Source organism: Microbulbifer sp. THAF38 (assembly GCF_009363535.1).
GTDB lineage: Bacteria > Pseudomonadota > Gammaproteobacteria > Pseudomonadales > Cellvibrionaceae > Microbulbifer.
Genome location: NZ_CP045369.1, coordinates 3,773,683 through 3,788,638, shown reverse-complemented (window position 1 = coordinate 3,788,638; position 14,956 = coordinate 3,773,683). Strand labels below are relative to the sequence as shown.

General features: G+C 50.1%; 10 protein-coding genes. 1 reads left to right on the top strand and 9 read right to left on the bottom strand.

Features of this window, described 5'->3' with window-relative positions; genetic code table 11:
• Positions 1–7 precede the first annotated feature (7 nt).
• The 9 genes from FIU95_RS16410 to FIU95_RS16370 form a co-directional block, all read right to left on the bottom strand.
• The gene (locus tag FIU95_RS16410) at positions 8–733 is read right to left on the bottom strand and encodes a dienelactone hydrolase family protein (protein WP_152454784.1); all 726 of its coding nucleotides are present in this window, start codon (positions 731–733) and stop codon (positions 8–10) included.
• A 34-nt stretch (positions 734–767) separates the two neighbouring features.
• Positions 768–1,181 (bottom strand): VOC family protein, encoded by a 414-nt coding sequence (locus FIU95_RS16405; protein ID WP_152454783.1) that lies wholly within the window; start codon positions 1,179–1,181, stop codon positions 768–770.
• A gap of 269 nt (positions 1,182–1,450) precedes the next feature.
• Positions 1,451–4,219, bottom strand: coding sequence for a nitrate reductase (locus FIU95_RS16400; RefSeq protein WP_152454782.1), 2,769 nt, complete (start codon positions 4,217–4,219; stop codon positions 1,451–1,453).
• 5 nt (positions 4,220–4,224) lie between these two features.
• Positions 4,225–4,656, bottom strand: coding sequence for a nitrite reductase small subunit NirD (gene nirD / locus FIU95_RS16395; RefSeq protein WP_152454781.1), 432 nt, complete (start codon positions 4,654–4,656; stop codon positions 4,225–4,227).
• Positions 4,657–4,744: 88 nt separating this feature from the next.
• Positions 4,745–7,282, bottom strand: coding sequence for a nitrite reductase large subunit NirB (gene nirB, locus FIU95_RS16390; protein ID WP_152454780.1), 2,538 nt, complete (start codon positions 7,280–7,282; stop codon positions 4,745–4,747).
• A 347-nt stretch (positions 7,283–7,629) separates the two neighbouring features.
• Entirely contained in the window at positions 7,630–9,408 is a 1,779-nt protein-coding gene (locus FIU95_RS16385) for a bifunctional protein-serine/threonine kinase/phosphatase (RefSeq protein ID WP_253868697.1), read from the bottom strand.
• The gene (locus FIU95_RS16380) at positions 9,398–10,861 is read right to left on the bottom strand and encodes a NarK family nitrate/nitrite MFS transporter (RefSeq protein WP_152454779.1); all 1,464 of its coding nucleotides are present in this window, start codon (positions 10,859–10,861) and stop codon (positions 9,398–9,400) included. Before FIU95_RS16380 ends, FIU95_RS16385 begins: the two co-directional genes overlap by 11 nt.
• A 183-nt stretch (positions 10,862–11,044) precedes the next feature.
• Positions 11,045–12,079, bottom strand: a complete 1,035-nt coding sequence (locus tag FIU95_RS16375; RefSeq protein ID WP_253868695.1) for a CmpA/NrtA family ABC transporter substrate-binding protein — start codon at positions 12,077–12,079, stop codon at positions 11,045–11,047.
• 37 nt (positions 12,080–12,116) lie between these two features.
• The gene (locus tag FIU95_RS16370) at positions 12,117–12,704 is read right to left on the bottom strand and encodes an ANTAR domain-containing response regulator (protein ID WP_253868693.1); all 588 of its coding nucleotides are present in this window, start codon (positions 12,702–12,704) and stop codon (positions 12,117–12,119) included.
• 685 nt (positions 12,705–13,389) lie between these two features.
• Between FIU95_RS16370 and FIU95_RS16365 the strand changes: the two genes are divergently transcribed.
• Positions 13,390–14,955: a Re/Si-specific NAD(P)(+) transhydrogenase subunit alpha gene (locus FIU95_RS16365; RefSeq protein WP_152454777.1), complete on the top strand. Its 1,566-nt coding sequence runs from the start codon at positions 13,390–13,392 to the stop codon at positions 14,953–14,955.
• Position 14,956 lies beyond the last annotated feature (1 nt).

Here is a 14,956-nt window from a genome sequence, read left to right as displayed (position 1 = left end):
CTTGAAGTCACTGGAAAAGTTTCTGGTAAAAATCCAGAGTGCCCTGCCATGCGTCTTGCGCCGCTTCCTGATTATAGGCCAGCGGCAAGCCAAATTTCTGACCGCGCTCTGTGGCGACGGGATTGGTAAAGCCGTGGAGTACTCCGGGATAGCTCACTAGGGTGAATTTAGCACCGGCCTCCTGCATTTCCTCGACAAAAGCCCCGACCTGCTGTGGCGGAATCATACTGTCGGCACCGCCGGTGTAAATCTGCAGTTCCGCCTGGACCTTCCCTTTTTTCGCGCGGACCTCGCTGGCCAGGGCTCCGTGATAGCTGACTACTCCACGCAATTCCACACCGAGGCGCGCCATGGTCAAGGCAACGCCACCGCCAAAGCAATAACCCTGTGCGGCAATTTGATTTTCCTCGACTACACTGTGCTGCTGCAGCAGGGTAAGTGCGGTGCGGAAACAGGCTTCCAGAGAGACTGGATTTTCAAGCGCCTCATCGCGAAACTGCTGCGCTTCGGCGGGGTCGTCCGTTTGCTTGCCACTACCAAACATATCCACCGCAAAGGCGCAGTAACCCTGTCTGGCGAGCTTTTCAGCCTGCTCGCGCACAAAGGCATTGTGTCCCCACCATTCGTGAACCAGCATGACACCGGGGCGCTTTTCTTGAGTGCTGTCATCCCAAGCAAGGTAACCACTGTAGGGCTTGCCATCTACCGCGTAATCAATCTCTTCAGTTTTCATTCTTGCATGTCTCTTTGGCGAATAATTGATGGTCTTATTTAGATTCGTCTGGCGGGCCTTTGAGTTCCACCAGATTTTGTTCGGGATCGGAAATATAGATCGACGGCCCCATGCCCTCGGCACCGTAGCGCTGTTGTAGCTTGGAAGGCTCGATATTGTTCTCTTTTATATAAGCAATAATTTTATCGGGTTCGAATGGATCTATACGCAAACAGAAATGATGCAGGTTACGCCCTTCGACACCCGGCGCGGCACCGCCTTCACGGCCAATAGTTTGATCCACTGGAACCAAGTCGATCAAGGCGTGCCCGGCGCGCAACTGATAGAGGCCCAACTCCTGATTCTCTCGCTCCATGGTGCAGCCGAGCACCCCCTCATAAAAATTGCGCATGGCAGCCAGGGATTTGACCCTCAGCACCACATGATCAATGTGTTGAATCTTAAACACAGGAACTCCTGAAATTTTAATGATTATTAACCTGACGAATAAATTACTTTATAGGAAAAACCGCCACTGTTTTATAGATCGTTAGACGAGGCAGTAAGAAGTGCTGATTTAGAGATTTGTGCCAATCTTATACGGATTCTAAGTGTAGGCGGGCTAGGAGGGCTAAGTGGGCGTCTCAGGCATCTAGTGAGGACTTCGCGCGGAGTGTTGGTTGAGAAAAACGGCACTCCGCGCTTGAATGAACTTGGAATCAATGAGCCATATTGGACTTAAGCACTATAAACCTTGCCTAAACCCTTTTGGGGGTGCAGTTCTTTTGCGGACCTGACAATCTCCGTTTCCAGCATCGCTGCAACTTCTGGTTTTTTTGCGCTTTGTTGTAGTTTAATGCGCAGAAGCTGGGAAATTTCCGGTTTACAAGAGCCACAGCGGGTGCCGCAGCCCAGAGCCTCACCTAATGCCTCAACCGAATTAACCCCCTGGCTGATTGCTTTTTCAATCTGGGGGCGGGAAATCTGCATACAGGTACATACAATGCGTTCACCTGGAGGAATTACCTGGAGAAAATGGGCAGGATTTTCTGGGGCTTCCAGTTGTAGATAGCGCTCCAGGGTGCGCCGGTCAGGAAGAAGCTGCCAATCGTTACTGGCAAAAATAAGCAGTTCTATTTGTTCACTATAAGCGAGCCAACGTTGGCTGTTTAATGTTTCTATTTGCTGCCAGTGAACGCCTGAATTTTCCTGTAATAATTGTGCGCCCAGTTGGCGACCATTTAATGGCGCGCTCAGTGCCAACTCAAAGCGATATCCGTTTTGGCAGGGCACTCGATACCAGTGCAGCAGATTTTCTTCCCGATGGGTCTGCAGCCAGTGCCAAAGATTTTGTGCAAGTGGTTCCGGGCAAATAAGGGTGGCAAAGCTTTTACAAGGGAGGGCTTGCAGCTGCACCGGTACCTGTTTGAATTCCGGCTGGCCGGAAATTGGGTCTACCTCTGCTTTGATAAGGGCGCTGACCTTCGATTCCTGAGCCAGAGTCTGGCTCCAGTGAATGGGAGCGAACAGTTCACCGGGCTTTTGCCCACTATTGAGTACTGCACGTCCACACATGCGACCCTGGGCACTGCGCAATTCTACCAGCGCGCCCTCATCTACACCGTATTTGCGTGCATCCACAGGGTTTATTTGAATCTCGGCTGTTTCACTGTGATCCAATAATTTGCGCGCACGGCCGGTGCGGGTCATGGTGTGCCATTGGTCGCGCATACGACCACTGTTCAGCCAAAGGGGATAACTGATGTCGATTTGCTGTTGGGGCATGCGCGGTTTGACCGCAATGAAGTTGGCTCGGCCAGTTTCGGTGAAAAATTTCCCGTCGCCAAATAGTCGTGCGCTGCCCTGGGGGTTCTCCCGGTTAACCGGCCACTGCACCGGCTTTAACGTATCGTACTCGTAGCGACTGATATCACTAAAATAGGAGATATCAAAGGCGCGGCTGTTGTTGTTTTCGAACCCTGACAATTGTGCATGTTCACGGAATATTTCTGCAGGGTGCGCAAAGTTAAACTGCTCGCCAAACCCCAGGCGGCTGGCTAAATCGCAGATTGCCTGCCAGTCGTGGCGGGCCTCTCCGGTGGGGTCGAGAAAGGAGCGTTGCCGGGAGATACGCCGCTCAGCATTGGTGACGGTGCCATTTTTCTCCCCCCAGCCAGTGGCCGGCAGCAGTACATCGGCACAGCGGGCGGTGTCGGTATCGGCGATACAATCGGAAACAATCACTAGCGGACATTTACGCAGAGCCTCAGTCACACGCTCCGCTTCCGGCATACTCACGGCGGGATTTGTGGCCATAATCCAGATTGCCTTGATCTGCCCACTTTCCACTGCGCGGAACATATCCACGGCTTTTAATCCGGGGTTCAGTGCCATATTGGGTGCATTCCAGAAGCGCTGCACCCGGTCTATATCACTATCTTTAAATTCCATATGGGCGGCGAGCATATTGGCCAGACCACCCACTTCGCGGCCGCCCATCGCATTGGGTTGGCCGGTAATAGAGAAAGGACCAGCTCCAATCTTGCCAATACGTCCTGTTGCCAAGTGGCAGTTGATGATTGCGTTATTTTTGTCTGTGCCACTACTGGATTGGTTAATACCTTGGGAATAGAAGCTGAGTGTTTTTTCTGTTTCAGCAAACAAGCGAAAGAAAGCCAGTAACTTTTCTGCTGGCACTCCACAACTCAGTGCGGTTTGCTGTAGGGACCAGTGCTGGGCGGTTTCCAGTGCCTGCTCAAAACCCTGAGTATATTGTTGGATATAGTGATGATTGAGGCGGTTGTGTTGAGCGAGGAAATTAAGCAGCCCATTAAACAGTGCGGCATCGCTGCCGGGAGTTATTGCCAGGTGCAGATCGGCCATCTCGCTGGTAGCACTCGCCCGCGGATCAACCACCACCAGCTTGGCCTTGCCCGCCTGCATTCGCTGGAACAGAATCGGGTGGGTCCAGGCGGCATTGGAGCCAATTAAAACGATGAGGTCCGCTTCTTCCAGATCTCCATAGCAACAGGGTACGGCATCCGCGCCTAGGGCACGCTTATACCCTGCTACGGCTGAGGACATGCAAAGACGCGAGTTGGTATCAATATTTGCGCTACCAATAAAACCCTTCATTAATTTATTGGCAACATAATAATCCTCGGTCAGCAGCTGCCCAGAAAGGTAAAAAGCTACGGAGTCAGGGCCATATTCGCGGATATTGCTGGCGAATTCACTGGCGACATAAGACATGGCAGTATCCCAATCACAGGCTTCGCCATGCAGGTGCGGCCGTAAGAGCCGCCCATGATCACCGAGCGTTTCCCCTAGGGCAGAACCTTTTACACACAGTCGGCCAAAATTAGAGGGATGCTGTTTATCACCTGTGACGGAAATCACAGAGGTATTTTGCCGCTCTTCCTTGTTAATTGTTACTCCGCAGCCTACCCCGCAATAGGGACAAGTGGTGCAGGAGCGCTGCGTGCTCAGGTATTCCTTTACTGCCATTATTCTTACTTATTGCAACCGATATAAACGGTATTTCCATTAAATGCCAAAGGGTAAGTGGCGAGCTGGATATTGGCGTCTTCCATACAAACACCATCTTCAAGGCGAAAATGGTGTTTATAAAGTGGTGAAGCAATAGTTAATTCACCCTCCAGCTCCGCAATTATTCCCCGCGAAATAACCCCAGCTTGTGCGATCGGATCCCAGTTGTCAACGGCATAAAGCTGTCGATCCTGCCCGGGTAAAAAAAATAGGGCGATACCTTTTTTCTTCTCAGATCTAAACGTGTTGCCAGCTTTTTCTGAGGAGGTATCGCCCCAAAGGGCACACACCCCGGAATTGCTGACCAGATCTGAGCGTCGACAGATTGGCAGCCATTGGGGGCGGGTTATGGCAATAGAATTAAATGGATCTGGTTTGGCGCTGGCTTGATACATAACAATTTCCTTACGGGATTGTGAAAAAAATCAGAAATTGAAATTAATTCTTGTTCATTCAAATGAAAGTACTTCTTGGAATGCGCCACTAGGCAGACTCTGCAGCTTTCAATATTTCCTCGGTGGTAGCCGGGCGGGGTTGACCGCGCTCCTTAACAAAAACAATTTTGTCATCACTTTCGCCGCTATTAACAAACTGACGAAAACGCTTCAGCTTTTCCGGATCGTTAATAGCGGACTTCCATTCGCATTGATAGCTATCAACCACGCGCGACATTTGCGCTTCAAGTTCGGCACAGATTCCCAATTTGTCATCGATAATGACTTCACGTAGATAGTCGAGCCCACCATCAAGGCTTTCCAGCCAGACCGAGGTGCGCTGCAATTTATCGGCGGTGCGCACGTAGAACATCAGGAAGCGATCGATATATCGAATGAGGGTTTCGTCATCCAGATCGGTGGCGAATAGGTCAGCGTGCCGTGGGCGCATGCCGCCGTTACCGGCGACAAATAGGTTCCAGCCTTTTTCTGTGGCGATAACTCCCACATCCTTACTCTGCGCTTCGGCGCACTCGCGGGTACAGCCAGATACGGCCATCTTGATTTTGTGGGGCGAGCGCAATCCCTTGTAGCGGTTTTCCACGCGCAGGGCCATTGAAACACTGTCCTGCACCCCGAAGCGGCACCAGGTACTGCCTACACAAGACTTAACCGTGCGCAGAGACTTTCCATAGGCATGGCCGGTTTCGAATCCCGCATCAACCAGTTCTCGCCAAATCTCTGGTAGCTGCTCGAGGCGAGCACCAAAAAGATCAATACGCTGGCCACCGGTAATTTTGGTGTAAAGGTCATAGCGTTTGGCAACATCGCCAATCACAATGAGTTTTTCTGGTGTGATTTCGCCACCGGGAATACGCGGTACTACAGAGTAGCTACCATTTTTCTGCATATTCGCCATAAAAGTGTCATTGGTATCCTGCAGGCCAACGTGGGCCTGTTCCAGAATATGTTCATTCCACAGAGAGGCGAAGATGGAAGCTGCAGTGGGTTTGCACACCTCACAGCCCTGGCCGCTGCCATGTTTATCGAGGAGGTCATCAAAGGTTTTAATTTCCCCAACCTGAATAATATGGAATAGCTCTTGGCGGCTATAGGTGAAATGCGCACAGAGGTGATTATTTACCTCCATACCTAGTGCCGCTAACTCAGTATCGACAATATTTTTTAGCAGTGCCGCACAACCACCACAGCCGGTGGAGGCCTTGGTCACATCCTTGACTTCCGCCAAGGTTTGGCAGCCGCCGTGTACCACATCAATAATCTGTCCTTTACTTACGTTATAACAGGAACATACGGTGGCACTGGCAGGTAAAGCCGAGGCACCGAGAGGAGACCCTGCTCCATCAACTGAGGGAAGGATAAGTTGCTCAGGGTGCTCTGGCAGCTCAATATCATTAAGGTGATATTGCAGTAGAGTATCGTAATCACCGGTATCACCCACCAGCACTGCCCCGAGCAGTTTCTGGCCTTTGGCATCGGTTATCATACGTTTGTAAACGCCGCCCTGCTCATCTACAAAAGTAATTGCGGTCGCACCTTCACTGCGCCCGTGGGCATCGCCAATAGAACCGACCTGAACACCGAGCAGCTTTAATTTGGTGCTCATATCGGCACCATTAAAAAATATCTCTGCACCGGTAAGTTGTGCGACGGCGGTGCGTGCCATGCTGTAGCCCGGAGCTACCAGACCAAAGATCCGCCCTTCATAGAGCGCGCACTCTCCAATAGCAAAAATCTTAGGGTCTGATGTGCGACAGCAGTTATCGATGACTATGCCACCGCGTTCGCCAACCTGCAGTCCCGAAGCTTTTGCCAGCGCATCCTGAGGGCGAATTCCCGCGGAGAAGACAATCATATCGGTAAGCAGTTCATCTCCTCCTTTAAACTGCATACGCAAACGGCCATCAACTTCTGCAATAAGTTCAGTGGCCTTACTGGTGTGTACCTTTACACCGAGAGCTTCGATTTTTTTGCGCAGCAAATCGGAGCCGCCCTCGTCGAGCTGAGTGGCCATAAGCCCCGGCGCGAACTCCACTACATGGGCTTCTAGCCCAAGGGCTTTTAAAGCATTTGCCGCTTCCAGACCGAGTAGACCACCACCGACAACAACACCGCTTTGCGCTGTAGATGCGGCTGTGCGGATAGCATCCAGATCTTCGAGGGTACGGTAGACAAAGCAGCGCTCGTGCTGGTGTCCTGGGATGGGGGGTACAAAAGGATAGGACCCTGTGGCGAGTACTAGTTGATCGTATGTATATAAGCTTCCGTTCTGGGCAGTAACGGTTTGCTTTTCGCGATCAATGGCAATAACGGGATTATTGAGTTCTAGCTCGAAGCCCCATTCATGGTACTGCTCGATATGGCCCATGGCCAAATCTTCAGCGCTGCACCCGGAGAAATAATCGGACAAATGTACGCGGTCATAAGCGGGCCTGGCTTCCGCACAAAAGACGGTGACTTCAAAAACGATGCTTTTATTTTTTTCTACCAGCTGTTCAAGAAAGTGGTGCCCGACCATGCCGTTACCAATCACAACCAGCTTTTGCTTTTCTTTCTTTACCTTCATTGCTATTCCTGCCATCTGAAGTCAATTTTTTCGGCAGGAGGGGAAGCGCTTGATATGGCAGGGGCGCCTCCTCTTCTGCCGAAGAGTACAGGCGCCGTTGCCTCGAATTGGGGGAGAATTTTGTTGGTCATTTAATGTATTCAATCTCCGTGCCAATATTGATCCCTGGAATGGCGCCAATCTGTGCCTATTGTCCACAATTTTTGCGACACCTTGCGACAAGTTGGTGCGAAAAACTAATTTTCTGCTCTGTATTAGTGCTTAATGAAATTCTGTGGAATATTGGAGGCGTGGAGAATTTATTTTCGGGCTGCTGGTAGGTAAAACTGAGATCCGCTGATGGGCTATTAGAAAATATACAGGAGATGAGAAAGCAGCAGGATGAGCGCTATCAGTTGCCAGAACAAAACAGGGTTTCTTTCCAGTAGTGGGCGGCTATTGGGTGGTTTGAAGGCCGGGTTGGGGTGCTGTAAATCTTGAATGAATTCCGACAGGCTGTCGTAGCGTTGTCTGGGGTCGGCAGCGCAGGCTTTTTGCAGGGCGTCATCCACCCAATGGGGAATATCCCTACGGTGCGTATACGCTTTCGTATAACGCATTTGTTGATAACTTTTTAGCTGATAGTGCAGGTTGCCCAGGCGCTCGGGATAGGGGTATTTTCCCGTAAGTAATTCATAGGCGATGACTCCAAGGGAAAAGATATCTGAACGGTGGCTGGCACTATCCCCAAAAAAGAATTCGGGAGCCGCATAATTTTTACTGCCTGGAGCACCAGTTTCTGAGAAATGTAATTGCTCCCGGAGGCCGGGCCCATCAACCCCTCCCAGATCAATGATGACCAGACGCCCATGGCTGCGCATCATGATGTTCTCTGGCTTCAGGTCGCCATGCACAATTTCTAGGCGTTGCAGGCTGCGCAAGGCACTTACCAGTTGCGCCAGCAGCTCCCGTACCTGGGATATTTGCGGCTGGGAATTAAGTTGCATCCACTGTCGTAAGGTCTGTCCCTCGACATATTCGAGAATATGGTAAAGGCAAGCGCGCTCTGCCCTTGGGGGATATAACTTGATAATCCCTGGGTGGTTGATTCGCCGGCCAGTCCACTCCTCGGCGATAAAGCGCTCGATATAATGCGGATCATCGCAGTAATTTACTGACGGGGTTTTAAGAGCGCGAAGTACACCGGATTCAAGATCTTGGGCCAGGTACAGGTGACTGCGCTTGCTGGCATAAAGTTCCTGCAGAATAAGGAAGCCATCGAGTTTTTGGCCGGGATTTAAATCCGGGGCGAAGGGCAGCTTCCGGTTGTGCATTGTCAGTTCGTCGCACTGCGGGAAGTCCAGGTGATTGACCCTGGCAGCGACTGCACTCAGATTATCGCTTGAGCCAGCCTTCAGGGCCGCATCAACCAGCTGTTGCGGTGTGGTCCTGTCGAAATCAGCGAGTCTTTCCTGGATAGAGGTTTCGGGCAAGAAATCGTGTATCCCATCGCTACTCAGCAAATAGATATCATCGGGTAGTAGCGCTTCACAGCGATAGTCCACATCGATGTGGACATCCATACCCAGTGCCCGGCTGAGAAAAGTGCGCCCGGGAGACAGTTGGTGACTATGATCGCGGCTGAGACACTCAAGTTTGCCGGCGCGCAGACGGTAGATGCGTGTATCCCCAACATGCACTAAATGGGCGCTGGTACCCTTAAAAATAATGGCTGAGAAAGTGGTGAGCCAGCCACGCTGAATTTCTACACTGCCTCCACTTTGCCGATATAACCAGCTATTGAGAGAGTGGAGAACCCGCGCTACTGCGTGGCGGGTAGACCAGGTTTCCGGGGTGCTGTAATAATCTGAGAAAAAACCATTGATGGCTGCGCGAGCGGCCTCCCCGCCAGCCTCAGCGCTGGCGACACCATCGGCAACAGCTGCGAGCGCACCATAGCGCTTGAATTCTATCCCCTTTGGTAGCCGCACTGCACAGGCATCGTCGTTGTGCCGGCGTTGGCCGGCACAGGTGGCGCTGAAAATTTGCAAGGCACCCATCTTTTTGTTCTGCAAATTCTCAGATACTTCGGAGAGGTTCTGTCCCTCTTCTGAAGATTTTACGTGCTGCTCTTTATCAGGCGACATCAATCATTGATACACTGCCATCGGGATGTACCTCGGCCATTTGCCCCTCGGGTTCCTCTAATAATAACAGTGCGACAAAGCCGAGAAGTGCAGTGATGCCGATAACCATAAAAAATGTTTGGTAGGAAACCAAACTCAACATGGTGAGATAAAACACTGCACCTACATTGCCATAAGCACCCGTCATACCTGCGATCTGCCCGGTAAGGCGTCGCTTGATTAGGGGGACTACAGCAAATACCGCCCCTTCACCGGCCTGCACAAAGAAAGAGCACGCCATTGCAGCGGCAACGGCTAGGTAGAGTGGCCATTCGGCATCGATCAAGCTCATAGTGAAGTAACCCAATGCCAGGCCCGCAGTGAGTACCAGCAGGGTGGACTTTCGTCCCCAGCGATCACTAATCAAGCCCCCCGCTGGACGGGACATCAGATTCATAAACGCATAAGCGGAGGCAAGCAAGCCCGCTTTTACTGGGTCCAGGGTAAAAGTCTCAGAGAAAAACAGTGGCAACATAGAGACCACGGCCAGTTCGGAACCAAAAGTGGCGAAGTAGAGTAAATTGAGTACGGCCACTTGCTTGAATTTGTAGCGGTGTACGGGAGCTGGAGGATTAGTGAAAACTTCGCGGTTGATACTAAATGTCTTGCGTGCATCCAGCAGGTAAAGTAAGCCGAGCCCACAATAAATCAAGGTGGCAGCAAGGCTGGAGATCAAACCGACACCACTTGAAAGTTTCCAGGTTAACAATGCCAGGGCTGCATACATTGGTACCTTCATAATCAGTAACAGGGCGAAGTCTCCTGAACTGGTGACCTCCATTGCCCCAATTTTTTTCGGCTTGAAATACGTGGAGCCCTTGGGCGTATCGGTCACGGAGAAGTAGTAAATCACACTGTAGACCAGTGCAATAACCCCAGTGATACCAATCGCATAGCGCCAGCCATTATCGCCACCAAAAAACAGTGCGATGGTGGGCAGGCTCATAGCGGCAGCGGCCGATCCGAAATTACCCCAGCCCCCATAAATGCCTTCAGCGGTACCCAGCTGGCGAGCGGGAAACCACTCCGAAACCATGCGTATGCCGACAACAAAGCCCGCACCAATGAAACCGAGCAGAAAGCGCCCAATTGCTGCCTGGGTAAAGTTTTCCGCTAAGGCAAAGATAAAGCAGGGAACACTGCCGATTGCAAGCAGCAGGGAGTAGGTGAGCCTTGGGCCGTACTTATCGGTGAGCATTCCGATCACAATACGTGCGGGAATGGTTAGGGCGACATTTAAAATAAGAAGCGTTTTTACCTGATCGGGCGTGAGTGACAGGCTCTCTGATATAGCCATCAATAATGGGGCATGGTTAAACCAGGCAAAAAACGTAATGAAGAAAGCCACCCAGGTTAGGTGTAGGATTTTTATCTTTCCTCGAAAAGAGAAAAGATTGAGGGATTCACTGGACATGTGCATTTCCTTTGTTTGCAAACTCCGCAGGCACAAAAAAAGCCCACCGCCGCGCCCTTTTTTGGGTCACAGTCAATGGACTTCATTGCCCGGTATCTTTGGTGAAAGAGGGATTGACTGTGCGTATGCGCCTTGCGGCAGGACATTGCACCATCGATATATTTCCATTCAATTAATGTGCCATTATTTTTTAGTGCAGAGATAATCCAAAGTCTGATGGTAGAGGTCCGATCTAAAGTTCTGATTGTTCGCTGAGTCGGTCTCGCTAAAGTCGCTGCACATTTTTATCAATTGCTGGGCTTTTGCTTCATTGGGGTGACCGTTGTCATTATCCGTATGAGCGAACAAATGCCAGCCCGGATTAGCTATGATGTCAGTGTTCCGACGGTAGAGAATCTGGTCATTGAGGGAACCTTGTAATACTGATTTTGGTAAATCCATATAATGCCTTTGCGAGAGTATTCCAGCTGCTTCGTGGCGGTTTTCCCGGGCGGACAACCATGAGCAAGCCTGTAGCAATGCGGCGCGGAGCGCCAAATGACTGGCTGGGTTGGCTTCATGCCAGCTTTGGGTTACTGCCAATACCTTTTCCGGCATTGCTGGCAGTAGGGCATTGCAGGCGGTGGCTATTACACCGGTTCCTTTGTAGGCCGCCAGGCTATTCCATGGCTCTCCAACGCAATAACCATCAATCACTCCTCTGTGGAGGTTCTCTAGCATTTGCTCGGGGGGGAGCACAATAAGCTGTAAATCCTGATCGGGGTTGATACCTGCAGCCTGCAACCAATGGCGCAATTGTAAGGTGTGACTGGAGAATGGATACACTGTAGCGAGTCTTATTGGTGCAGCACCCGTATTTTTTTGCAGGTAAGTTTTTAATGCTGAGGCAATATCGAGTTGCGTTGCTTGGGATGTGTAGTGGTGCAGGCGTTGATAGAGGTCTTCCGAAAGAGTTATAGCGTTGCCATTGCAGCTGAGTATCAAACCACTGATGAACCGTTCTTTGCAGCCAGGCAAGGCTTGCGACAAGGTTAATGGCATTGGGGCCAGCATGGCTGCTGCGTCGGCCTTGCGAGCAATCAATTTGTCACGCAGGGTTGCCCAGGAAGTCTCCCTTTGCAGCTGCACTTCTAGACCAAATCGGTGAAAGTACCCTTTCTCCTGAGCGACTATTAGAGGGGCACTGTCGGTGAGTCGCAGATACAGCAGTTTGATCAATTTTTTTTCCGGGCATAGTAAAGAAGACATCGGTGATTCAATGCTCGCTTTGGAAATAGTAGATAAGTTGCTCGGCTACTGCGCACATGGTTGCATTACTACTCATAGCAAGATTGCGCAAAATCTTGTGGGCATCTTTCTCTGTGAGATTTTTCTTTGCCATTAATAGTCCCTTGGCTCGCTCAATGGTTTTTCTGTCGCTGAGCTGCTGTTGGATCCTCTCAAGAGATTGGCGCAGTTGCTGGAAGCTCTTGAACTGAGCCATGGCAATTTCTATCGCCGGTGCAACGCGCTCCGGTGTCATCCCTTCGGCCATATAAGCGCTCACTCCAGACTCGACCGCGCGACTGATAAAGTCCGCACTATTGTGACTGGAGAACATAGCGACCGGTGTGGGGGCTTCGCGATTAACTACAGCGAGACTCTCTAAAATATCTCTATCGGGAGATTCGATATCGATTAGTACAATGTCAGGTCGATACTCTTCCACTTGGAAAAGAAGCCCTTCTGCGCTACTTATTTGCGCAACAATTGTGTATCCGGCAGCTTGTAAACGCTCACGGACCGAATGAGCACGCTCGTGGTTGTCGTCAACCAACATGATTGCGGGGCTAATGTTTGACACGGCTTGATATGGCACTCGTTCAAGGGCTTGATACTATTTATCAAGAGTTAATCAAAATTTGTGCCAAAAGTGCGATAGGGGTCAAATAAAATAAATTCTTCTAGTTCCATGAAGTGTGCGAGAGTTCCAAATTGTTTCTTGCCGCGCCATTTTGCGACTATTGGATCTTTAGTACAAGTGCGAAATTTATAGAGGCTTTGAGCTATTGTTTAGTAGAAAATCCTGTAGAAATTCTATTTCGAAAAAACTTTGGGGGCCTATGGAAAAAATATTTCACATTAAATTTTGATTGTTAAAGTTGGATGGTCCTATTTTTGCATCAAATTTTGTTATGGAGGTCTCACTGCGAGCTCTATTTAGATAAGGAAGGTGAGGTAAGAGTAAGAATTTTAATATTGAAAAAGTTAATCTTTAAGCTTCGATGTTGGGTATCCAATAATTTGCGGCTAAATGAGATTCTCTCCATTTTTTTAGCGATTTCCTGTTGCTGTTGTAACCTTTCTACGTATGTGAATTGTGGTTTCATTTGAAACAAGATTGTTAGCCTTATAAATTTCACCAATTGTGGCTATTAGGTGTCTTCCCTTTCAATCCCTCTTTTCGGCGTTTACACTCGGCCTGTTTATAAATTGGGCAACCCAGACCTTTTTGAGGTAGATGTAGTTGTAAATTCATAATATTAACTATGAGGGGCACGGCGGTGATAATAGCCATACCTAGAGAGACCGCAGAGGGGGAGGCGCGTGTTGCGGCAACTCCAGATAGCGTTAAACGTTTACTTGATTTGGGTTTTTCTGTTGTTGTGCAGGCAGGGGCTGGTGACAGGGCTAGTTTCAATGATGATTCTTATCGGCAAGCTGGAGCTGAGATTCGTGAAGACATGGCGACTTGCTTTAAGGGGGCGGATGTTGTTCTAAAAGTACAGTCACCCACGGATGAAGAGTTGGCATTGATTCCTAAAGGTGCAACGCTGATCGCCTTTTTAAAACCGGCACAAAATGCCGAGCTCTTGCAAAAGCTTGCTGAAAACAATATTAACGCGCTTGCAGTTGAATCCATCCCCAGGATTTCCCGTGCCCAGAAAATGGATGCGCTCAGCTCCATGGCTAATATTGCTGGCTATCGCGCCGTTATCGAAGCCGCACATAATTTTGGCCGATTTTTTACTGGACAGATCACCGCGGCAGGAAAAATTCCACCAGCCAAAGTACTCGTTATCGGAGCCGGTGTCGCCGGGCTCTCGGCGATAGGTACAGCCAAAAGTATGGGTGCCATTGTGCGGGCATTCGATACCCGTGCCGAGGTGCGGGAACAGGTTGAATCCATGGGCGCTGAGTTCCTCACTGTAGAGGTAGAGGAAGAGGGTTCCGGTTCTGGCGGTTACGCCAAGGAAATGTCCCAAGAATTTATTGATGCTGAAATGGCTCTGTTCCGTGAGCAGGCCAAGGAAGTCGATATTGTTATTACTACGGCACTTATACCCGGTAAGCCTGCGCCAAAACTATGGCTTGCCGATATGGTCGATAGTATGGCACCGGGCTCTGTGGTGGTAGACCTGGCGGCGGAAATGGGGGGGAATTGTGATTACACCGTGCCCCACCAAAAAACTGTGCACAGTGATGTGACAATCATCGGCTATACCAATTTACCCAGTCGTGCGGCCACACAATCTTCAAGATTGTACTCTACCAATCTTGCTCATTTGCTCAGCGAGCTGACTCCAGAAAAGGACGGTGAAATAGACCTGAATTTTGACGATGAAGTTATTCGTGGGGCGACTGTGGTGAAGTCTGGAGAAATTACCTGGCCACCCCCCGCTCCCAAAGTCTCTGCTCAGCCTAAGAAATCACCTAAAGCGGCTGAAGTAGCCAGGGTTAAAGTTGAAGAAAAGGAAGATAAGCGCAAGTCGCCGCTGTCAATTTTTGTTTTCTGGGCAATCGCTGCTGTTTTGCTTTTGTGGCTAGGTCGAGTGGCTCCGCCAGAGTTTGTTTCTCACTTTACGGTTTTTGTATTGGCCATCTTCATTGGCTGGCAGGTGATTTGGAATGTCACCCATGCCCTGCATACACCCTTAATGAGTGTTACGAATGCCATTTCAGGGATTGTGGTCGTTGGGGCGCTGTTGCAGTTGGGTGCTACTGGCTCGGGGCTTGTTACCCTGCTCGCCTTTGTAGGAGTTCTTGTAGCCAGTATTAATATATTCGGTGGTTTTTTTGTTACCTACCGAATGCTGAAAATGTTTCGCCGGTAAG